The sequence below is a fragment of the Nostoc piscinale CENA21 genome (genome assembly GCF_001298445.1).
GTDB lineage: Bacteria > Cyanobacteriota > Cyanobacteriia > Cyanobacteriales > Nostocaceae > Nostoc_B > Nostoc_B piscinale_A.
Window position 1 is genome coordinate 984,056 of record NZ_CP012036.1, and the last position, 22,564, is coordinate 1,006,619.

General features: G+C 40.9%; 15 protein-coding genes and 3 pseudogenes. 7 read left to right on the top strand and 11 right to left on the bottom strand.

The window, feature by feature from the left end; translation table 11 throughout:
• Nucleotides 1-108: 108 nt before the first annotated feature.
• Nucleotides 109-1,252 (bottom strand): annotated as a pseudogene (locus tag ACX27_RS04460) (glycosyltransferase).
• 254 nt (nt 1,253-1,506) lie between these two features.
• Between ACX27_RS04460 and ACX27_RS04465 the strand changes: the two are divergent.
• Nucleotides 1,507-2,439: an NAD-dependent epimerase/dehydratase family protein gene (locus ACX27_RS04465; protein ID WP_062288984.1), complete on the top strand. Its 933-nt coding sequence runs from the start codon at nt 1,507-1,509 to the stop codon at nt 2,437-2,439.
• 4 nt (nt 2,440-2,443) lie between these two features.
• Here the strand turns inward: ACX27_RS04465 and ACX27_RS34825 are convergent, their stop codons facing one another.
• The gene (locus ACX27_RS34825) at nt 2,444-2,569 is read right to left on the bottom strand and encodes a hypothetical protein (RefSeq protein WP_256364384.1); all 126 of its coding nucleotides are present in this window, start codon (nt 2,567-2,569) and stop codon (nt 2,444-2,446) included.
• A gap of 130 nt (nt 2,570-2,699) precedes the next feature.
• Here ACX27_RS34825 and rfbB point away from each other — a divergent pair, with 130 nt between their 5' ends.
• Both rfbB and ACX27_RS04475 read left to right on the top strand, forming a co-directional pair.
• Nucleotides 2,700-3,773, top strand: a complete 1,074-nt coding sequence (gene rfbB, locus ACX27_RS04470) for a dTDP-glucose 4,6-dehydratase (protein WP_062288987.1) — start codon at nt 2,700-2,702, stop codon at nt 3,771-3,773.
• Nucleotides 3,770-4,429: pseudogene (locus ACX27_RS04475) on the top strand (sugar nucleotidyltransferase); the annotation flags it as partial. The gene rfbB and the pseudogene ACX27_RS04475, both read left to right, overlap by 4 nt.
• Nucleotides 4,430-4,483: 54 nt before the next feature.
• Here the strand turns inward: ACX27_RS04475 and pgsA are convergent.
• Together pgsA and ACX27_RS04485 are read right to left on the bottom strand one after the other, a co-directional pair.
• A complete protein-coding gene (gene pgsA / locus ACX27_RS04480; RefSeq protein ID WP_062288990.1) occupies nt 4,484-5,002 on the bottom strand; it encodes a CDP-diacylglycerol--glycerol-3-phosphate 3-phosphatidyltransferase in 519 nt (172 codons plus the stop codon).
• A gap of 140 nt (nt 5,003-5,142) precedes the next feature.
• Nucleotides 5,143-5,713, bottom strand: a pseudogene (locus ACX27_RS04485) (Uma2 family endonuclease).
• 279 nt (nt 5,714-5,992) lie between these two features.
• Here ACX27_RS04485 and ACX27_RS04490 point away from each other — a divergent pair.
• The gene (locus ACX27_RS04490; RefSeq protein WP_062288994.1) at nt 5,993-7,411 is read left to right on the top strand and encodes an aspartate ammonia-lyase; all 1,419 of its coding nucleotides are present in this window, start codon (nt 5,993-5,995) and stop codon (nt 7,409-7,411) included.
• Between the two features lie 263 nt (nt 7,412-7,674).
• Here the strand turns inward: ACX27_RS04490 and ACX27_RS04495 are convergent, their stop codons facing one another.
• Complete coding sequence (locus ACX27_RS04495; RefSeq protein ID WP_062288997.1) at nt 7,675-8,046, bottom strand: 2TM domain-containing protein; 372 nt, start codon at nt 8,044-8,046, stop codon at nt 7,675-7,677.
• A gap of 134 nt (nt 8,047-8,180) precedes the next feature.
• Complete coding sequence (locus ACX27_RS04500; RefSeq protein ID WP_062289000.1) at nt 8,181-8,672, bottom strand: DUF4188 domain-containing protein; 492 nt, start codon at nt 8,670-8,672, stop codon at nt 8,181-8,183.
• A 109-nt stretch (nt 8,673-8,781) separates the two neighbouring features.
• On the opposite strand from ACX27_RS04500, the gene ACX27_RS04505 reads away from it, so the two are divergent.
• The 3 genes from ACX27_RS04505 (at nt 8,782) to ACX27_RS04515 (ending at nt 16,527) form a co-directional block, all read left to right on the top strand.
• Entirely contained in the window at nt 8,782-9,333 is a 552-nt protein-coding gene (locus tag ACX27_RS04505; protein WP_062289003.1) for a PadR family transcriptional regulator, read from the top strand.
• Nucleotides 9,334-9,470: 137 nt separating this feature from the next.
• Nucleotides 9,471-10,121: a hypothetical protein gene (locus tag ACX27_RS04510; protein WP_062289006.1), complete on the top strand. Its 651-nt coding sequence runs from the start codon at nt 9,471-9,473 to the stop codon at nt 10,119-10,121.
• Nucleotides 10,122-10,683: 562 nt separating this feature from the next.
• Nucleotides 10,684-16,527: a translocation/assembly module TamB domain-containing protein gene (locus tag ACX27_RS04515; RefSeq protein WP_062289009.1), complete on the top strand. Its 5,844-nt coding sequence runs from the start codon at nt 10,684-10,686 to the stop codon at nt 16,525-16,527.
• Between the two features lie 159 nt (nt 16,528-16,686).
• On the opposite strand, the gene ACX27_RS04520 is transcribed toward ACX27_RS04515, so the two are convergent.
• The 5 genes from ACX27_RS04520 to ACX27_RS04540 all read right to left on the bottom strand — a co-directional run bounded on the left by ACX27_RS04520 (nt 16,687) and on the right by ACX27_RS04540 (nt 22,503).
• Nucleotides 16,687-18,180, bottom strand: a complete 1,494-nt coding sequence (locus ACX27_RS04520; protein WP_062289012.1) for a caspase, EACC1-associated type — start codon at nt 18,178-18,180, stop codon at nt 16,687-16,689.
• Nucleotides 18,181-18,456: 276 nt separating this feature from the next.
• Complete coding sequence (gene guaA / locus ACX27_RS04525; RefSeq protein ID WP_062289015.1) at nt 18,457-20,079, bottom strand: glutamine-hydrolyzing GMP synthase; 1,623 nt, start codon at nt 20,077-20,079, stop codon at nt 18,457-18,459.
• A gap of 320 nt (nt 20,080-20,399) precedes the next feature.
• Complete coding sequence (gene cbiD, locus ACX27_RS04530; protein WP_062289018.1) at nt 20,400-21,515, bottom strand: cobalt-precorrin-5B (C(1))-methyltransferase CbiD; 1,116 nt, start codon at nt 21,513-21,515, stop codon at nt 20,400-20,402.
• Nucleotides 21,516-21,582: 67 nt separating this feature from the next.
• Nucleotides 21,583-21,882 (bottom strand): DUF7734 family protein, encoded by a 300-nt coding sequence (locus ACX27_RS04535; RefSeq protein ID WP_062289021.1) that lies wholly within the window; start codon nt 21,880-21,882, stop codon nt 21,583-21,585.
• A gap of 27 nt (nt 21,883-21,909) precedes the next feature.
• Nucleotides 21,910-22,503, bottom strand: coding sequence for a DUF3177 family protein (locus ACX27_RS04540; protein WP_062289024.1), 594 nt, complete (start codon nt 22,501-22,503; stop codon nt 21,910-21,912).
• Nucleotides 22,504-22,564: the final 61 nt, after the last annotated feature.

Sequence of the window (22,564 nt, forward strand, 5' to 3'; positions counted from 1 at the left end):
TCCTTAATAATCCACACCACACATAGTCCCAATCTTAAAGCCAAAATGAGGTGCTTCTGGAGGGAAGTTCCAAAAGCATACACAATTTCCGTACACAAATTTCGACCATTACGCTAAGTATGGTCTGGTTTTGTGGCACTGGTTGATGAAATCTAGATAACGCTGTGCAAAAATTTGCGGTGAAAACTGTTCAGCGTGCGATCGCAAATACTCAGGATTGATGACATTGCGATAGACTTCAAATTGTTCTACTGCTGCTGTTAAGGCCGCTACTGTTTGCTCTGGAAAAAAGATCCCAGTTCCTTGCTCTTTGTGCGATCGCACATCCCGGACTGTTTCTAATGCACCCCCAGCCCCATAAGCAATGACTGGTGTGCCACAAGCTTGTGCTTCCACTAAGGCAATGCCAAAATCTTCACAAGCGGCATAGACAAATGCCCTAGCTTGCGCCATATATTTTTTTGACTACATCATCAGGCTGCCACCCCAGTATTGTTATGTTAGGTTTGGCTATTTGGCGAATTTTTTCCATTTCTGAACCTGTACCAATTATGACCAATGGTAACTGCAATTTATTGAAAGCTTGGACAATTAAAGATACTTGCTTATAGCTAACTAAACGGGAAACAGTCAAGTAAAAATTTTCTTTTTGGAGAAAAAGCGGAAATGCCTCCACATTTACAGGTGGATAAATAACTTTGGCCTCTCGTCGATAACAACGCCAAATTCGCCTGGCTGTATGCTGGGAATTGGCAATAAAGTAATCAACACGATTGGCACTTAAGACATCCCACTGGCGTAACTGATGCAGTAGATACTTGGTTAGCCAGCCTGGTAAACCACTGCCCAGTTTACTTTGACGCAGATAGTCAAAAGTCAAATCCCAGGCATAACGCATAGGACTGTGACAGTAGCAAATATGCAACTGATCAGGTGTAGTTAAAACTCCTTTTGCTACAGCATGAGAAGAAGACAAAATTACGTCATATTGCCGCAAATCCAGTTGTTCAATCGCTAAGGGTAACAAAGGCAAATATTTCTGCACTCCGTTACGTGCTAAGGGAAAATGCTGAAGAAACGTTGTACCAATTTGGCGTTTGTACAAGTAACTTTCAGAATTGCTGGATTCAAAGTCAATTAACGCATATAAATCGGCATTAACATGGTTCAGAATTTCTTGTACAACTAATTCTGAACCACCGGTGGCTTTGGGTGTTAACCACTCATGAACCAGAGCATATTTCAAGGGCACAGTTAACTTGAGTAGATGGAAAATATAGTCAGACAAATTGTGAGGAAGCGCCCCAGATTTAACCCCAGACGGAATTCTGCCGCAAGTGGTTCCAGAGGGATACAGCAACCTGATAACCTCAGAAGAGGGAGTGGGACTAAATAAAGTCACAAATCAAAAGTGAAAAGGTAAAAGACTCTTTTGTTTTGATTTTTGCCTTTTTACTTTTAACTTCTTAACCTCTAACCTCTCCATTAGGTACAAAAGGGGAATTTATGCGAATTTTAATTATGGGTGGCACTAGGTTCATTGGTGTTTACCTAACTGAAATACTTTTAAAACAAGGGCATGAGGTGGTACTGTTCAATCGTGGCAATCGTCCGGTACCATCCAAAGTAGGACAGATTATAGGCGATCGCACGGATGCAGCCCAGCTGAAAGAAAAGTTGTCACAAGAAAATTTTGACATCATTTTCGACAATAATGGTCGAGAACTCAGCGATACTCAGCCATTAGCAGAAATTTTTCAAGGTCGAGTGCAGCAGTTTGTTTACATGAGTTCAGCAGGGGTTTATCTGAAATCTGACCAATTACCCCATGTTGAAGGTGATGCTATTGACCCGAAGAGTCGCCATAAGGGTAAATACGAAACTGAGGCTTACTTAGCGGAAAAAGGACTACCTTTTACTTCAATTCGCCCAACTTATATTTACGGGCCAAGTAATTACAACGATTTAGAAAGTTGGTTTTTTGATAGAATTGTGCGCGATCGCCCAATTCCAATTCCGGGTAATGGTTTACATATTACCCAGTTGGGTCATGTAAAAGATTTGGCAACGGCGATGTCTTTGGTGATTGGCAATCAAACAGCGATTGGGCAGATTTATAATATTTCAGGCGATCGCTTTGTGACTTTTGATGGTTTAGTCCGTGCTTGTGCTGTGGCTGCTGGTAAATCACCAGATGCAATTAAAATAGTTCACTACGACCCAAAAAAATTTGATTTTGGCAAGCGCAAAGCTTTCCCGATGCGTGTCCAACATTTCTTCGCATCGGTACAAAAAGCCCAAACAGAATTAAATTGGCAACCCGAATATGATTTAATTTCTGGGCTAAAAGATTCCTTAAACAATGATTATCTCGCCAATGGACGAGATAAGAAGGAAGTAGATTTCTCTATGGATGAAGAAATTTTACAAGCTGTGTAGCGATTTATATTTGGTTGGGGTCAATTCCCAACTCTTGTAACTTTGCGGCTAATCGTTCAGCCCTCTGGCTTTCCTGCTCCACAGGAGTAGGAATCCAATTTCCATCTGCATCATACCAACGTAACCACAATCGCTCAATTCCTTTATAAGTTCCTTTTGATACATACTTAACATCCAGATGATAAACTAATTATTGATTTTTGCTCGTGTTAGCTTAAATTATTCGATTATTTTTTGAATTTTCTTATAGATGAAATTGTATGCAGACAGTATTAGTAACAGGTGGAGCCGGATTTATTGGTGCTAATTTTATTCTTTTAGCTCGGCAAAATAATTGGTTCAATATAATTAATTTAGATAAACTTACTTACGCTAGCAATTTAGAAAATTTAGCGCAACTCCAAGCTGACCCAAATTACGATTTTTTGCAAGGAGATATTGGTAACGTTGAGCTAGTGAGTGATTTACTAAATAAATACCAGCCAAATGCAATTATTAATTTTGCTGCCGAAACTCATGTTGACCGTTCTATATTTAGTCCCCAAACTTTTATTCAAACAAATGTAGTCGGTACATTTAATTTATTGGAAGCAACTCGATTTTATTGGCAAAAATTATCACCGCAAAATCAGCAACAATTTCGGTTTTTACACGTTTCTACAGATGAAGTATACGGCTCATTAAGCACACAAGACTCAGCTTTTAGAGAAGATACACCCTATGCGCCTAATAGCCCTTATGCAGCATCTAAAGCTGCATCTGATCATTTTGTCCGAGCTTACTATCACACCTATGGTTTACCTAATTTAACTACCAATTGTTCTAATAACTATGGGCCACATCAATTTCCCGAAAAGTTAATTCCTTTGATTATTCTAAATGCTATAGATGGTAAGCCTTTACCTATATATGGTGATGGTCAGAATATTCGAGATTGGCTTTATGTTATTGACCACTGTGAAGCTATTTATCTGGTTTTACAAAAGGGTAAAATTGGTGAAACTTATAATATTGGTGGGCTGAATGAACAAACAAATTTAACAGTGGTAGAAAAAATTTGTACCATTCTTGATGAATTAGCACCAAAATCTGATTTGCGACATTCATCTTTGATGACTTTTGTTCCAGACCGTCCTGGCCATGATAGAAGATATGCAATTGATTGCGATAAAATTATTAGTGAATTAGGTTGGCAACCAAAAGAAAATTTTGATAGTGGATTACTAAAAACAGTGCAATGGTATTTAGATAATTCCAATTGGGTTAATCAAGTACGTTCAGGTGCTTACCAGAATTGGTTAAAACAAAACTACGAAAATCGCCAAGCCAAATGAAAGGAATTATTTTAGCTGGTGGCTTTGGTACACGTCTTTACCCCATAACCAATGTTGTCAGTAAACAACTCATGCCAATTTATGACAAGCCAATGATTTATTATCCCTTGTCTGTTTTAATGTGGGCAGGAATCCGCGAAATTTTAATTATTTCTACACCTAATGATTTGCCATTATTGCAGTAACTTTTAAAAGATGGTAGTCAATGGGGTTTGCAGTTTAGTTATATTGAACAGCCTTATCCCGAAGGTGTGGCTCATGCTTTTATTTTAGGAAAGGATTTTATTGCGAATCAGCCAGTCTGCTTAATTTTAGGTGACAATTTATTTTATGGTAATGGTTTAAGAGAAGTATTACTGAGAGCCGCGCAACTAAAAGAAGGTGGACTTGTATTTGGCTATCAGGTAAAAGATCCGCGTCCTTATGGCGTGATTGAATTTGATGCAGATGGTTGGGTAACAGGGATAGAAGAAAAACCCACCATTCCTAAATCTAAATATCTAATTCCTGGTATTTATTTTTATGATTCTCACGTTGGATAAATTGCAGCTAACCTCCAACCTTCGGCGCGGAATGAGTTAGAAATAACTGATGTGAATATGGCTTATTTAAAGCAAGGAAAATTAAGAGTTGAACTTTTAGGTAGAGGATATGCTTAAAATGTTTTATTAGCAAGTAGTCAATACTTGGCTTACCTCTGCGTTTCAATATTATTCATCATTACTTATCTTCGGCGGCAAAAGATAAATTAACCCCGATATTAAAGTTAAAGCCACAGAAACCCAAAAGGCGATTAATGCAGGAGTTTGCCATTCTGATGATAAAGGTGCAATCAAAAATGCGATCGCTGCTATTTGACTCACAGTCTTCAGCTTACCCCAAATATTCGCCCCGGTAATCGTAGTTTGATTAACTCGCCACCCTGCGATCGCTAATTCTCGCGCTAAAATCAAAAACACTCCCCACGCTGGAACTTTCCCTAATTCAATCAACACCATTAACGGCGCAAGTACCAGAAATTTATCTACCAAAGGATCTAAAAACTTACCCAAATCACTAATTTGGTTGAGTTTCCGCGCTAAATAGCCATCTAACCAGTCTGTTAGCGCCGCCACAAGAAAAATTGCCAAACATATCCATCTAGCTTGTGATGTCGGGTTATACAAACCGTAAAGCAAAAATGGGACACCGAGAAGGCGAGAAAAAGTAATCCAATTAGGTAGAGTCATGATTTAGTTTGAAACATTATTTTTGAAAAAGTCTTAATTATCCGATATTTTAAGATATACAAATTGAAAATCTTCAGGGTTGTATAACTTGTTTATTTATCAGTTACACAGAATTGATACTGAATTCTGTCTCCTGAATTCTATTCAGATAATTTTAACCAACCAAATAATTGCCCCAATGTCAAATTTAAATCACTGACTAAATCGGGAACTGGCAATATATCTTCTTCGTTTTCTAAATATATAATTTGCTGGTGAGGCGGATAAACTAAAACACAATATTCATCTGGGTCAATTAACCAACCTAAGCTCGTACCATGCTTTAAACAATGTAAAATGTTTTTGGTAACTTTGGTTGTACTTTGTTCAGGAGAGAGGATTTCAATTGTCCAATCTGGGTATGTATTAAAAAAAATTAGCGATATTGCCTTTTTCATCTACAGGAATTCGATTCCAAGCAAATACCGCGACATCTGGAACAGTGGAACGTCCACCAAAAGTACAGCGTAATTCTGGAAAAGCAAATGCAGCCTTTTTAGGTTTGGCTACACCGTTAATTGTAGTAACTAATTCACCTTGAAGTATGCTATGTTTACCTTGTGGCATAGGTTTTTGAGTTATTTCACCATCAATATATTCACTGGCTGGTTTAGTTTCTGGTAATTGTAAAAATTCCTCTAAAGATATCCGGCGAGTTGGTGTCTTAATCATAATATTTACCTGTGCTTATTTAAACTTAGGTTAACTTAAATAAATTGATTTGAGTTGGGAAGATTGTACATAGTAAAAAGGGCTTTATTCGTGCTGATTGCTGAGTAAGCCCAGAGATAAATTTAATATACTCTTGTTTAACATCTCGACTATGTTCAACTTTTACATAGAGCATAGTCGAAACTTTAACTCAGCACTCAGCACTTTCAACTCAGCACTTTTTCAGAGAGTGCCATTTACGTGGCATGATCTGTATTTCGAGATCATCCAGACAATACTATGACTGACAATATAAATTTTCGCATTGAGCGCGACTCAATGGGCGATCGCCAAATTTCTAGTAGCGTTTATTACGGTATTCAAACTCTCCGGGCTACAGAAAATTTCCCAATCAGTGGTTTAAAGCCTTTACATACTTACGTAGATGCTTGCTTACTAATTAAAAAAGCTACCGCAATTGTCAACGGGGAATTAGATTGCATTACCCCAGAGATTAGTCAAGCAATTGTCAAAGCCACCGATGAAATCCTGGCTGGGCAATTACGCGACCAATTTGTGGTAGATGTTTATCAAGCTGGTGCTGGAACTTCACACCACATGAATGTTAACGAAGTTTTAGCAAATCGGGCGTTAGAAATTCTCGGTGACGAAAAAGGTAATTACAAAAAAGTTAATCCTAACGACCATGTGAATTACGGCCAGTCTACCAATGATGTCATCCCGACAGCGATTCGGATTGGTGGTTTATTAGCACTGACTCATACATTACACCCAGCTTTAGAAAAAGCGATCGCCGCCCTAGAAAGCAAAGCGGTAGAATTTCAAGATATCGTCAAATCTGGCAGAACCCACATGCAAGACGCTGTACCTGTGCGTTTGGGTGATACTTTTGCCGCTTGGGCGCAAATCCTCACAGATCATCAAAACCGCATCTATACTGCATCTGGAGATTTGATGGTGCTGGGTTTGGGTGGTAGTGCGGCGGGTACGGGGATGAATACCCATCCTTTGTATCGCACCCGTGTGGTGGAAGTTCTCTCAGAATTGCTGAATATGCCTTTAGAACCTGCGCCGCAGTTAATGGCAGCAATGCAGAGTATGGCACCATTTGTCAATGTTTCTGGGTCTTTACGCAACTTAGCCCAGGATTTAGTCAAAATATCCCACGATTTGCGGTTGATGGACTCTGGCCCGAAAACTGGCTTGAAGGAAATTCAACTTCCGCCAGTGCAACCGGGTTCTTCGATTATGCCAGGGAAATATAACCCAGTCATGGCAGAGATGACATCAATGGTGTGTTTTCAGGTGATGGGTTACGATAGTGCGATCGCCCTTGCCGCCCAAGCCGGACAATTAGAATTGAACGTGATGATGCCGTTAATTGCCTATAACCTGATTCACAGTATTGAAATTCTGGGCAATACCATCGCCGTGCTGACAGAACGCTGCATTCAAAATATTACTGCTAACCGCGATCGCTGTTTAGCTTACGCTGAAGGTAGTTTAGCTTTAGTCACCGCACTCAACACTCATATTGGCTATCTCAATGCTGCGGAAGTCGCCAAAGAATCATTAATAACTGGGAAATCCTTACGACAGATTGTTTTAGAAAAAGGGTTGATGACAGAGGCGGAATTAGCTGGAGTGTTAAATCTAGAACAGATGAGTAGCATTGTACCCCTCAAAACAGAATCTTAATCAGATTTCTGAACTGCAAGTAGGGTGGGCATTTTCACCAAAACCTTCAATTAATAAAGAATATTGATAGTAGTTAATGCCCACCTGACACCACCTAAGTTTTTTGAAAAACCAAATACAAGTCTTTGCCTACACTAACTCATTTAAGAAAATTTCACTGCCTAAATCACAATACATATCGCTATAGCAATCCTCAATCATTCACCTGTGAACTTCCGCCTCCGCCAAACCCTTGATTTGTCTGACTCCCCACTCCCAAATTTCTAATCTTTTTGCAGGTAAATGCTGATGATATGTAGACCAAGACCTAATCCCCAACCCAATAGCGGGTAAATTGCCCAGAAGTAACTGGGACTAGTTGTTAAATTCAACACAATTAAAAACAGATTCACCACAAGATAACTAATCAGATGTGGTTTGATTTTTTGTAGGCGGTAAGCATTAGACCTTTGTCGCCGTTTGATGATTTCTTTTTCCTGCTGCCATTGTTGTTGGGCTGTTTGCAGACTAATAAATGAAATACCTAATTCTGCCGCCATTTCTTGTAACTGCTGTTCCGAAAATTCGTCTTTTTGCTGATCAGCCATTGCTCGCTGAAGAATTTGCTGTACATCTTCTGAGCGAAAGCTTGTCATAGATTTAGGCTCCTAGATTCCATGAGGGATTGTGACAGAGAGTTACCAAAAATCAATTTTTGGCTTTCTTTCTATCTCTCGCCATCATTGTGCAGATCAAAGTAAAAGTTTGTCCTTGCAGAACCTTTTTCCATCTAAAGTTGTTTAATTCTTTCTACTCTGGCTCTAGCTGTATCAGTGCGTTTGGTAATGGGAACCAGTTTTGTCGCTGCGGCTAAACCAAAAGCTGGCATATTACCGTAAATTGCTTCGTACTGTCCGGGTTCGATGATGTAAGTTTCATGCCAAATCCCTACACTGCCATCATTACCAACGGCTTTGTTAAAGCGTTGCCAAGCAGGTAAATGCAGATCAGACGGATTGCGAGCAAAGTGTTCTAAATCTGCAAGCGATCGCCAGTATGACACCATCAAAGTCGATAACGGAGACAACTTAAAAAACATTTCTCCACCCAAAAAGCCTTTTTCGGGATGCTCTTTTAAAGTTTTTAGCATCGGAGTCATTGCTTGAGCCACCGGTAGCCATTTAGAAAAAGACCAAAATTGGTTAACACGCATCCCAATCAAGAAAACTACAAATGGTGAGTCTACTTCGGCGGTGAAGCGTCCTGGCATAATTTTTGTCATAGCTAGATTCTCTTAATATTGATTATATTCAACTGAATTACTATTCACATAGTTGAATATAATCAACATGATATATTCAACTATATGAATATGTCAACAATAAAAAACTATGGCTTTAGCCCACGCAATTTTGTCAGTATTGATCAATAGTCCTTGTAGCGGTTACGACTTGGCTAAAAGGTTTGATAAATCTGTAGAAGGTTCAGTCGGTTTTTTTTGGGAAGCCAGCTTTCAGCAGATTTATCGAGAGTTAAATCGCTTAGAAGAACAAGGTTGGCTACAAGCAGAAAAAGTCTTACAAGAAAATCGCCCAGATAAAAAAATTTACTCAGTCACAGACTTAGGTAAACAGCAATTATGTGAATGGATTGCGACAGCCGAAACAGCAACCCCATTTAAAAGTGATTTACTTGTCAAGCTATATGCTGGGTATTTAGTAACCCGTGAAACTATCTTGGCAAAACTCGAAACTCACCAAAGTCAACACCAACAAAGGTTAGCAGTCTATCAAGAAATTGAGAAAAAGTTCTTTCTTAAACCCCAAGAATTACCAGATGAATTGAAATTTCAATATGTCACTCTCCGTTGTGGTATTCAGACGGAAAAGGCTTGGCTGGCTTGGTGTGCAGAAATGATTATCTTTTTACGCAACCCTACCTAAAACATTGATTCAAGAAGCTAAATAAATATGGAATTTTCTATCTATTAATATGGCCTATTCATAACATCAGGTTAATATTTGGATGTCATTGTAAGCAATACTTAGTATATTCTTGCTATTTTTTTGTCAAAATTGCCATCATGGAACTCGATGAAGAGTTACGCAACTTAGTTATTCAAGCCTGCGGTTATCCTCCTGGAAGTCCACAGCGTCAAAAGCTGCTGACCCAAATCATCCGTTTAACTTCCGGTAGACTTTGGCGAGAAAGCACTCCCTATTATCAAGACGCACTGCAACAAACTTGGTTATATTTCTGTCGTAACATTTGCGATGGCTTAACCGGTCAGACCTATGACCCCAGCTATGGGACTGTAGTAACTTGGCTAAATGCTTATCTCAAACGCAGACTCCAAGACTTTTACCTCAACTATCATCGAGAACAAGCCTTAACAGTTCCTCTGCAAGTGCGCCAGTCTTGGCAAGGTGGCAATGGAGAAATTATTGATTTGACTGAAAATCTCCAAGCTACACCCCAAGTACCGCCGATTCTCGAAAACGTGCAAATATGGGCGCAAACAGATGCAGATGGCGAATTACGCAGCACTTACGTTAAAGGTCGCCCAGATGTAAATTGTCAGATATTGATTCTCAAACGCTTACCACCGGAAGTTAGCTGGAAAGAACTCTCAGAGGAATTTGGCTTACCCGTTCCTACCCTAAGCAGCTTTTATCAGCGTCAATGTCTGCCACGTTTGCGAAACTTTGCAGAATCTGAAGGAATTTTATAAAGGTAAAAGCTTGCAGGTAAAACAATTTTGAGATTTTTTCGCTAGATTCTACAGTGCAATGTGAAAGCTTATACCATAACAGCTATCTTGGTGGGCTGGATGATCACTTGTTACTGTTAGTCTTTACTGCATCTTTATGAATCGCTAAAAATATAGTATAAATAGTAGCAGGCAATATTTAATATTTTTCGACGTACATTCAAAAAATATAATTTTGTTTTTAGTGAAATTGCTTAAAAAAATGAAACTTTTAATACGTCAAAAATCTACGTAATACTAAATTAGTTGCTGTGGGTAAATGATTTTGATGGACAGGGATTTTGTAACTTCTTTCTCTGTAGATTCCCTCAGCCTTGAACTCAATTTATTCACCAAACTTTCCAGATCGTCAGAAATTTAATTGAATATACCCCCAACTCCCCTGAATAACATGAGTTGACCAAGGTCTTGCAAATTCCCAGGTCTAAAATTATTTTGGCTTCTGGAATTTGGCATAGTGAACAAATATGCTGTTAGTGCCAGTCACGTTCCCCTAGGTTCAGCAAGTATAGAGTGAAACCACATGACTAACTCTCGCCATCAAGAACGTCAAATTAAATCCCGTACCCGTGTGCGGATGTGGTTGCTGATTTTAAGTCGGGCTGGCATTCCGTTGTTAGGAGTCTTGTTAGTAGGACTTATTCTGGGGATTTGGCGGTTACAGAGTTTTATCCACAAAGAGTTAGCGCCGTTAGCAGAACAAAGCCTCACCAATACAATTAACCGTCCCGTCAAACTGGGAAAAGTCACCAACTTTACCCTCACAGGTGTAAATTTTGGGGCTTCAGAAATTCCCGCTACATCTACAGACCCCGATAAAGCAGCAGTGGCGGCTGTAGAAGTGGGTTTTAATCCGTGGCAATTAGTTTTTAACCGTCAACTCAAGTTGGATGTCACTTTAGTTAACCCTGATGTCTACATTGAACAAGACGACCAAGGACGTTGGATTACAACAACCATTGCACCACCAAGCAAAAGCGGATTAATTAAAACAGATTTAGATCATCTGCGGTTGCGGAATGGCAAAGTGAACCTACTCAGTCAACAGAAAAAAGGGGTAGTGACATTTGCCCAACTTAACGGTTCTGCCCAACTGTTAGAGAATAACCAACTGGTGAATTTTGATGTGGCGGGACAGGCCGAAAGCGGTGGCAATGTGGCTATTAAAGGACAATTCCGTCCAAAAACTCTAGTTGCTGACATCCAGTTGCATGGCCAAGATTTACTCGCTTCGACAATTACGAATTTGGTAAAGTTACCGCTGAATTTACAAGCCGGGAGAGTGAATGGTGACTTGCAAGTTAAGCTTGCGCCAGAACAAACTCCTTTGTTGTATGGCAGTGCCGATTTACAAAAAGTGACGCTGCAAATTCCCCGCGTCCCCCAATTGTTAAGTAATACAGAAGGGGATATTTACTTCAAAGGGACAGAAATTAGGCTAGATAATCTCAATACCAACTACGGCAAAATTCCGGTAGTTGCCAACGGCATTATTGATAGTAAAACAGGCCTTCAGTTAACTGGGCGAATTAAAACAGTGAGTGTTGCGAATGCCCAAAGTACACTCAAGTTGAAATTACCTGTACCTGTAACGGGACAACTCAAAGCGGATATCCAAATTACTGGTAAAGCGACAAACCCGATTCTCTCTGGTGCGGTTGCCACAATTAACACGGCTCGGATTGATAAAATCAACTTTAAAACTATTACGAGTAAGTTTGAATTTTCGGCGAATGATGCTTTGTTAACTTTGCGAGATGTTCAAGGCGAAACCACTGTGGGAGGGGAAATAATCGGGGGCGGTCAAATATCTGTGGGTAAAAGTCCAAGATTGAATTTGGCTTTTACTGCCAAGAATTTTGCGGGGGATACGATCGCTAAAATCTACAACTCCAGCCCGACTTTCCGTATTGGCAGAGTCGCCGCCACCGCCCAAGTTACAGGTACTCCCACCAATGTGAGAACGGCGGTACAGTGGCAAGTACCCCAAGCTACCTACCCAGGTAGAGGGGAATTGATCATCGCCAGCGATCGCACAATTTACTTCCAAAATGTCGCCCTGAAAGTTGGTCGCGGTGTAGTCCGGGCAGTGGGTAAATATGCCAAAGAACGTTGGCAAGCCGTCGTTACAGGTGATGGTGTGCAGTTAGAACCCTTTGTGAATAAAAATCAACTGCAAAACGTTTCCTTGGATGGGGCAGAATTTAACGGAAGGTTGATTTTAGCTGGTACTAGTGGGCCATTTCAAATTAGTTCGATTCGTAGTCAAGGGGCAGCTGTGCAGATTGCTGGTGGGGCAGTTGCTATTGCCAGTATCCAACTCCAAAACCAAAACTTTACCGCCCAATTAGTTGCCAATAATATCAACGTAGGACGTATTCTCAAACAAGCACCCCCAGCTTTGCAAGGGCGCTTGGCGGGAACTTTCCAAATCGCCGGGAATCGAGATAATTTCAGCTTGAAAACCCTGCGTGGTAGCGGCAAAGCTAACCTCAGCGTCGCTGGCGGTACAGTTACAGCCACAAATATTCAACTCGCCAATGGCAATTATCAAGCGCAGTTAGTTGCAAATAATTTGGCTGTCCAGGAACTCACACCCAAGACTTCACCAATTCGCGGTCGGTTAGCTGGTCAATTTAATGTGGCGGGTTCCGTGGAATCCTTCAAACCCCAAACTATCCAAGCCAGTGGTCAAGCCAAGTTAACGGTTGCAGGGGGGACAATTACCGCCGCAAATATCAAAGTTAATAACGGTCGTTATCAAGCGCAGATTCAAGCCAAAAATGTACCAGTCCAACGCTTGACCAAAGTCCCGCCCCAATTTCAAGGAGATTTAACAGGTCAATTAAACGTGACGGGTTCGGTGACATCTTTCCAACCCCAAACCATTCAGGCTAGTGGTCAAGCTAAATTGAATGTGGCAGGGGGGACAATTACCGCCACGAATATTCGCGTGGCTGATGGACGTTATCAGGCACAAGTCGCAGCGACTAATGTACCCTTGCAAAAATTAGCAGCCGTCCCGCCCCAATTTCAAGGAGATTTAACAGGTCAATTAAACGTGGCGGGTTCGGTGACATCCTTCCAACCCCAAACCATTCAAGCCAGTGGTCAAGGCAAGTTAAATATTGCCGGGGGGACGATTACCGCCTCAAATATTCAAGTGAATCAAGGACGTTATCAAGCTATCTTGGATGCGGGTGGTGTGCAGTTAACGAAGTTGAATCAGCAATTGCGGGGGCAATTGGGCGGTAGATTACAAGTTGCTGGGGCGCTGGGTTCGGCAACCTTAGCTAACATCAATGCCTCTGGTAAGGTGCAGTTATCTCAAGGTTTGCCAGGTTTAGAACGACCATTAACAGCTGCGATCGCTTGGAATGGTGAGAAACTAGCAATTAATCAACTCACCGCCCCTGGGTTAAATGTCACGGGAGACATCACAGCCAACGCCAACAAAGCAGGCATTCCAGAAATTACTGCCTTAAATTTGGATGTCCAAGCCCAGGACTATAATTTGCAACAGTTACCGATTAATTTGCCTAATCAAGTAGCGTTGAAAGGCAAGGTAGATTTTAACGGCAAAGTCACAGGCAAATTACCCTTACCAAACGTCAGTGGTAAAATTGCCTTACGGGACTTGGTAGTACAAAACATTGCCTTTGAACCACTGCTAACAGGTAGTATTGATTCTGCCCAAGGGCGGGGTTTGAACTTAAATTTAATGGGCAATCGAGACCGCATCGCCTTCAATTTAGACGGCAATAATCGCCCCCAATCCTTTTTAGTGCAGTGGCAAGATGCTTCAGCCAAAGGACAATTTCAAGGCAATAACATCGCCTTGAATGTGCAGAACTTCCCCTTACAAATCTTGAATGTTTCTGTACCACCAGCTTTGCGTTTAGGTACGGGTACAGTAGCTGGGTTAATTAGTGGCGACTTGCAAGTTAATCAACAAACATTTGCCGCCAATGGTAATTTAGCGATCGCATCCCCAAAAATTGGACGCATTCAAGGCAATGAATTAACAGCCCAATTCAGCTATGCTAATGGCAAAGCCACACTCACCAGTAGTAAATTTGTCAAAGGTAACAGTATTTATGCCTTTACTGGTAGTTTTGGTCAAAGTCCTAAAGGGCCACAACTCCAAGGCAAAATCAACATCAGCCAAGGCAAAATCCAAGATGTGTTAGCTGTTGCCCAAATATTTGAAATTCAAGACTTTCAGCGAGGCATATCAGAACCAGCTTACGGCACAGCCACCGACTTAACTACCTATTCTCGTGGTTTACCCAATCAAACTTTATTTGATCAACTGCGCCGCTTTTACGAAATTGAAGCAGAATTAGCACAACAGCAACAACAACGGCGGGATTCCAATCTATTACCAGAACTAGCAGACTTACAGGGAACCTTTAACGGTGACATTGCCTTAGATACAGCCACAGCCAACGGATTATCTGTACAGTTTGATATTAACGGGCAGAACTTTACCTGGGGTAAAGAAACCGAAAGCGATCGCTACTACAATGCAAAACAAATCATTGCCCAAGGTAGCTTTGAAAATGGTGTCTTGCAGTTACGCCCGTTACGCATCGAGTTAGATAATAGTAGTCTCTTAGCGTTCACAGGTAACATCGGCGGTAAAGACCAATCAGGTCAGTTGCGAGTTAGGAATTTTCCCATCGGCTTAATTAATAACTTTGTCAAACTTCCAGTTGATATCACAGGTAATTTGAATGGTTCTGCCGCCTTAGCAGGTGGTATCGCTAATCCCCAAGCCCAAGGCGAATTAGAAATTACTGACGGAACCCTGAATCAAAAGCCAGTAGAATCAGCTACCGCCAGCTTTAGCTATATCAATGGTCGGTTGAATTTTGGTAGTAATGTCTCTGTTGCTGGGCCAGAACCAGTGAACATTACTGGCAGCATCCCTTATCAGTTACCCTTTGCAACTACTGCACCCGCCAGCAATGAAATTAGTTTAGATGTCAAAGTCCGCAATGAAGGGTTAGCACTACTAAATGTCTTAACAGATCAGATAGCCTTTGAGAAAGGTGAAGGTGAAATTGATTTAACAGTCCGGGGAACCAGACAACGCCCAGAGTTAACCGGAATTGCCACCGTTAAAGATGCCACTTTTGCAGCCCAAGCCTTACCGGGTAAAATCAGACGGGTAACAGGCAAGATAAATTTCAATTTTGACCGCATTGTTGTAGAAGGTCTCGCAGGCAGATTTAGTCGGGGTCAAGTAAATGCGGCTGGGGAAATTCCTGTCTTTAATAATGGAGAAGTCGCAAGTAATCCTCTGACTGTGAATTTAGAAAAATTAAATTTAAACCTCAAAGGATTATATAAAGGTGGTGCCAGTGGGAATTTACAAATTACAGGTTCAGCCTTAAACCCCCTGATTGGTGGTCAAATTCGGTTATCTGATGGTCAGGTTTTATTAGCAGAATCAACCAACACCAATCAACCTACAAATAGCGATGCTGTCAAAGCCAACAAACAAGATAAAACAGAAGCAAGAAGTAATCCCAATGTCGCTAGATTAAATAATCTGGAATTAACATTAGGTAACAATATCCAAATTACTCGTCCGCCAATTCTTAGCTTTAGTGCTACAGGTAATTTAAAAGTTAATGGCGCTTTAAATCAGCCTGTACCTGATGGTACAATTCGGCTGCAAAAAGGTGGCGTGAATTTATTTACCACCCAATTTAACTTAGTGCGTGGCTATAAAAATACAGCCACATTTCGGGCTGACTCACCCCGTGACCCCATTTTAGATGTGCGGTTATTTGCCAAAGTACTAGATGCAGTGCAAACATCAGATTTCACCAGAAACAATTCCGTCGGCGGCTTAGGTTCATTAGAAAGTGTGCGGGTGGAAGCGAGAGTCCAAGGGCCAGCTAGTAAACTCAATGAAAATCTCGAACTTACTAGCAGTCCCTCACGCAGTCAAACCGAAATTGTTGCTTTATTAGGCGGCGGGTTTGTTGACACTCAAGGACGTGCTGATAGTACATTAGGCTTAATTAATATTGCAGGTTCCGCTGTATTTAATAACTTTCAAACAACCTTTAATCAAATTGCCAATGCTTTTGGTTTGAGTGAATTTCGCATATTTCCAACTGTGATTTCTGATAATCCCGAAGCGGGTAGAAATAGTTCCACATTAGAATTAGCTGCTGAAGCTGGTGTTGATATTTCTACAAAATTTTCGATTTCCAGCATCAAGATTTTAACAGCTAATGACCCCTTTCAGTGGGGGATAAACTACCGCATTAACGATGAATTAAGGGTACGTGCTTCTACTAATTTAGAAGATGATAGCCGCGCAGTGATTGAATATCAAACAAGGTTTTAATTCGGTTGCTACAATTCAAGATATATCAAAATGCTGCGTGCGGAGAAATAAGTTCGTAAGTTGAATGTGGCGATCGCGTAATCTAACAAAGTCTCGATGCTGTTGGTTTCTGTTTCCTATCCAACATATTGAATATGTTTATCGGACTTAAAGTTAACTTTACCACCAAGTTCCTTTGTGAATTAATCTGTTATTCTTAAATGTCATAGTAACATTGGGTTCTGAAAAGCCTTTTTTCCATTTATAATAGGTGATTGTTGTATCAGAACTCAATTGGCTTCCACCATCTTCTGTTCCTGGTGAACCAATGATTTTCACAACTTCTGCGTAGGTCATTCCATATTTTACTGCTTCATACTCAGTTTTTGTAATTTCAGGCTCTTGTTGGATAGAAATTTCTGGAAAAATTGATGTAACAAAACGAAATATTACCCAACCCACTGTTAAGGGAAAACTGAGAGCGATGAAAATTATCACTACACCAACCCAGGAATTAGAGCTTCTGGGTTGCGACCTGATATTTGATGTTTTTGCATTGAAGGTAGGAACAGAATTAGAAGGTTTTTCAGCTATTGACGCAACTTTTAATTGTTGCCTAATTTGATTTTCTATTAGTAAGACATCCTCATATTTAAGCTCCCAACGTTCTATAAATTGATTGAGCTTGTGACGAGTTATGTCACTTAAAGTAGATTCACGTTGGATGTGACCTAATAAAATCTGCTTGTATTGTTCCAAGTTATTTTGATAGTTTTTATAGGCTTCTAAGACGGCAATTTCAATATAATTAGCTTCAACTTGGGAGATTCCTAGCTGACTTGATAATTCATCAAGATAGCGGCGATCTGGTGGAAAGATATTGCCATCAGTTAAAACTCTTTCGACTTCTTTTTGATATCTTCGTTGTGGATCACGAATCCCAGCTTTAACAAGCAAAATTTTGAAGCCCTCTTTGACTGCATAAATTTCGGGCTTCATTGCCGGGACAGTTTCTTGTACTCTTTGTTTAGCATAGTTGTGTAATTCATCTACTGCGATCGCTCCATCGCTGTTGGAATCCGCAGCCCCAGTTTCAATTCCTTCTACTAAATACTGCGTATAAATTGACAGTTCTGTGCCTTTTTGCTCAAAAGAGTATTGAGTAGAAGTTGAGGAAGTCAGTACAACTCGCCCTTCACCTCCCAATTGATTTTTCACATTGATGGAACCATCATCCTTAGCTAACAAGTTCTCTGCAAAGGCTCCGCTAAAGCAGCAGTCAAGAATAATTACTTGATGTCGTGAGCGACTGTTGCTCATGATGTCATGTACAAAACTTGCAGGAACAGCCGTAGCTTTAACTAATTCTCCTTGAGATGTTTTGCGGGTGAGACGAGTAGCAAAGTAAAGTTTTCCACTAGAGTCTTTAATCCCATGACCGGAAAAAAAGAGTAACACTAAATCATCTCGTTGACGGTTAGCGAAAAGGTTCTCAATGGCTTCCTGCATTGCTAATGGTTCAGGGTTAATCAGTGGTTGCACACTATCAAAATTCCCCATTTCCGGATGCAGTAGAACTCGCTGTATAGCTTCCACATCTTTTGTCGCAGCAGGTAGGGGATTTAACCCTTGTGTGTATTCACTTACGCCAACTAGTAAAGCTAACTTTGACATTTTAGCTAGTTACCCTGTTACAAATTTTTGAGATGGCTCAATTTTTACTAATAATTTTTGACGACTATCAGCTTTAATCCTAAGTTTCTTCCTATTTATTTCTACTTCTGGCTGATAACTTTTTCCAGATACAGCATTGAAACTCAATAAAGTATACGAAAGAAGAATTAAATCTAGAAATTCTTTTTTCCTCTGCCTCCTGCTATATCAGCGATAATTGTTGAAAAAAAAGGTGGGGAATACCCACCTCAATCTTTCACTTAAACAATCACTTAATTACTCCCATTCGATAGTTCCAGGTGGCTTGGAAGTAATATCGTAAACTACACGATTCACACCTTTAACTTCGTTCACAATGCGGTTAGAAATTACTTCCAACACATCATAAGGGAGACGCGCCCAATCTGCGGTCATACCATCTTCACTGGTGACGATTCGCAAAACTATGGGAAAGGCGTAAGTCCTTTGATCTCCCATTACGCCAACGCTGCGAATGGGCAACAATACAGCAAAGGCTTGCCAAACTTCGTTGTACAATCCACGTTGATTGATTTCTTGGCGCACAATTAAATCAGCATCACGGAGAATATTCAATCTTTCGGCGGTGACTTCACCGATGATGCGAATTGCTAAACCGGGGCCTGGGAAGGGTTGGCGTTGGACGATTTCTTCTGGTAAACCAATGGAACGACCAACTTTGCGGACTTCATCTTTAAATAATTTCCGCAGGGGTTCGACTAATTTAAATCGCAAGTCTTTGGGTAAACCGCCGACGTTGTGATGGCTTTTAATTTTAACTGCTACCCGTTCACCTGTTTGGGGATCAACGTTGGTATCGGCAGATTCGATTACGTCGGGATACAGTGTACCTTGAGCTAAGTAATCAAAGGGGCCGAGGCGTTTCGATGCTTCTTCAAAGGTACTAATAAATTCGTGACCGATGCGACGGCGTTTTTCTTCGGGATCTGTCACGCCTGCAATGGTATCTAAAAAGCGATCGCGGGCATTGACATATTCTACAGGAATATGAAACTGCTCTTGGAACAATTTCACCAACCGTTCTGGCTCATATTTCCGCATAAAGCCTTGGTCGATAAATACACAAGTTAGTTGATCACCGATCGCTTTATGTAATAAAAAAGCTAGGGTAGAAGAATCAACACCGCCAGATAATGCCAAAAGTACCCGTTTATCGCCAACTTTAGCCCGAATTTCTCTGATTGCTTCTTCCACAAAGGCGGCAGTTGTCCAAGTGGGTTCACATTCGCAGATATGATAAACAAAGTTGCGAATTAAGGCTAAACCACCAATGGAATGCACAACTTCGGGGTGGAACTGCACACCATAAAGTTTCTTTTCGTGGTCAGCAACAGCCGCACAGGGAGTATTTTCTGTATGTGCCAAAATTTCAAAACCGGTTGGCATTTTTACCACGGAGTCGCCGTGACTCATCCACATGGTTGTGCCATCTTCGACGTTAGTTAATAAGTCTGTGGGATCATCTATATATAATGAGGCTTTGCCATACTCACCGCGATCGGCTTTTGCCACTTCCCCGCCGAGTTGGTTTACCATCAACTGCATCCCATAACATACACCCAGAATTGGAATACCTAAATGCCAAATTTCTGGGTCACAGTGGGGAGCTTTTTCGCTGTAAACTGAATTCGGCCCGCCAGAAAGAATAATGCCTTTGGGGTTGAGTTGCCGCAGTTGTTCGGCCGTGGTGCGATAAGACAGAACTTCAGAATATACCTGAGTTTCACGAATGCGTCGGGCTATCAGTTCGGAATACTGAGAGCCAAAGTCTAAAATAATAATCATTTGACGCTCAAGCTGCCTCAATTCTTCTACTGGTTGAGGTGCTTGTTCGGTTAGTAGAGTCACCGCTGTATTCATGATGGGGAAGTGAGAATGAAGTAGATAGTTGCACTGTGGTTTGACAAAAATACCATTTATAGCCGGATTTACTTAGATGAGAACTGTGCTGATTGCTCATAGCTGGAAAGTACTTGGTTTATACTTTGCTTTCTGCAATCAGCACTTTACTATCTCTGCCTTCTGAGGCTAGTAAATGGTAAAGGAGTCCCATACAAACGCAGGTTATAAAGCGTTTGCTCGGCCATTCAGTCTGACATGGTATTAGAAGGAATAAATTACCCTAGAGTGGTTACTGAAAAAGCTATTTATTTAGATTATTAATGATTATTCATATTAAGTTAACATAATTTTGCGATTAAGAAACAAGCAGTTTTACTCTTTACGATAATTTTGCGATCGCGATCAAAGAGAATTGAGCCACATTTTGGTGCTGTCGTACCCCGGTTATTATGGGCTTGCATGTATTCTTGAGAACGAGTATCTACAGTTTGGACGATTGCACCATAAACTTGATTTACCCAATCACTACCACTGTCAGTATCCAATTCTCGGAGATATTTCAGGGCTGCTTCTGCCGTCGGACTATGAAATATTGCTTGTATATCTGATGACTGCATTCCCGCCAATGCACAGTGGGCTGCTAAAATTTCCCGTCGCCCATCTGCCAAATGATGATGGGTATGGAAAATGCCTCCCGCCAATTTCAGCAGCTTGCCGTGATAACCGAACAATAAGATTTCCTTAACGCCTAAAGCATCAGCCTCAACCAACATCGGCCCCAACCAGTTAGCCGTTTTTACCAATTGTTCGGGATTAATACCGATTTTTTGGGCTAAATCTAAACCATTCTCGCCAATGCAAAATACCAAACTCTGAAAGCGACTGGCTTTTTGTTGTAATTCTGCCCGAAAAGCGGTTAATTGATCTGGTGAACTTAAAGGTTGGGAAATTCCGGTTGTTCCTAATAGTGAAAGTCCTTCCACTACACCAAAGGCAGCATTAGAAGTGCGGACAGCCAGCGATCGCCCTTCGGGTAAAATAATCGTTACTGTGATTTTCTCCCCTGGTGCTAACATCCGTTGCAAGTTTTCTTGCAATAAATTTTGGGCATAACGATAAATCGCTGGCTGGTCATCTGCATCCAGAATTTTGCCAATTCCCTCGCCACCTTTAATTGTGACTGCTTGTGCTGTTTCTCCACCCCAAGCCACCATTGCCCAAATTGGTGTATCTCGTGTCAGGTCAAGATTATCACCAGGATTACTGCGAGTAATGCCTAAAGCCAGATTTTCCGATAGCCCCGCCACTTGTTCTATCGGAATTTCAGCGATTTGCGCTGGTGTAATTAAGTCAACCGCCATAGTTTGCACAGGCTGATTTTGGCGTAACCAATGTAACGCCGCCATCGCTGCCGCACAAGCAAACACAGGTAAAGTGTATCCAGCTTTAGTCATTGTTAAGAAGGCAGGAGGCAGAAGGTTAAAAACAAAATTTTATAATTCATACTTCACACTTCAGACTTTACACTCCCGCTTCCACCAACAAAGCTTGCATTGCTTCCCAAGAGATGCCTTTTTCGATGTAACGGGGCGCTTCAGGATTATAAGGGCTGGCGATGCGATCAATACTGAGAATTGTGGCCTCATCTAAGAGTACTGGGACATCAGGATCAAAAGCTGTGGGACGCATCAAAGAACTAGAAAAACCTTTGAAAACTGCTATTTTGTCTTGTTCATCGCCTATTTCCACCGTAATCAATAAAACTTCTTGGGGGCGTTTGCTGGTGTACTGTTCTAGGCGCTTGCCAATGGAATTATTCATCAAATTGGAACTTTGTCTTTGATTTAATTACTGAGGTGTTGCTGAACGTCCTTGTTTGCCCAGCTTAATAAGAACAAAGTAGCTTAAGTAAAGTACATAAATCACTAAACAGGTAATACCCAGAAAACCGAGAAATGCAGGCTTGCTGTTGTGATGGAAGTAGTCTTTAAAGAGTAAGGGGGCTTCAAACCAGACTCGACAATAAGAACTTTTGATGGCTGTCTCGGAAAAGGCACAACCGATAAAAGGAATAAAAGCGATCGCACCAAGTAAACTATAAACTGTTACAGCCCAGCGCCAAGAAGTAAAAATCAACTTTAACAAGCCACTTTGTTGATACTCAATTTCATCATTGAGATCCACCCAAAACCACAGAGAAATCGGAATCAGGATACGCGCTATTAACCCAGAAACAAAGCTAACAGGATACTCAGCAATCATTAAATAAATCGTAATTGCCAACAGACTTGCCACTCGCCAGTAAATCATTAACAAGCGTTGTATTCCTTCTGCCCTCTGGACAAATGCCCAAATCAGCAGAATTAAGGGAATAATCAGTGTAAATAATACTGCCAGTCGATAATCAGCCCAGATATATGGGCGAAACCAAACGTCTTCCATTGTGTTTGCCAGACGATCAATAAAAAGTTTGCATGAAGAACAGATATTTACTATAACGGAT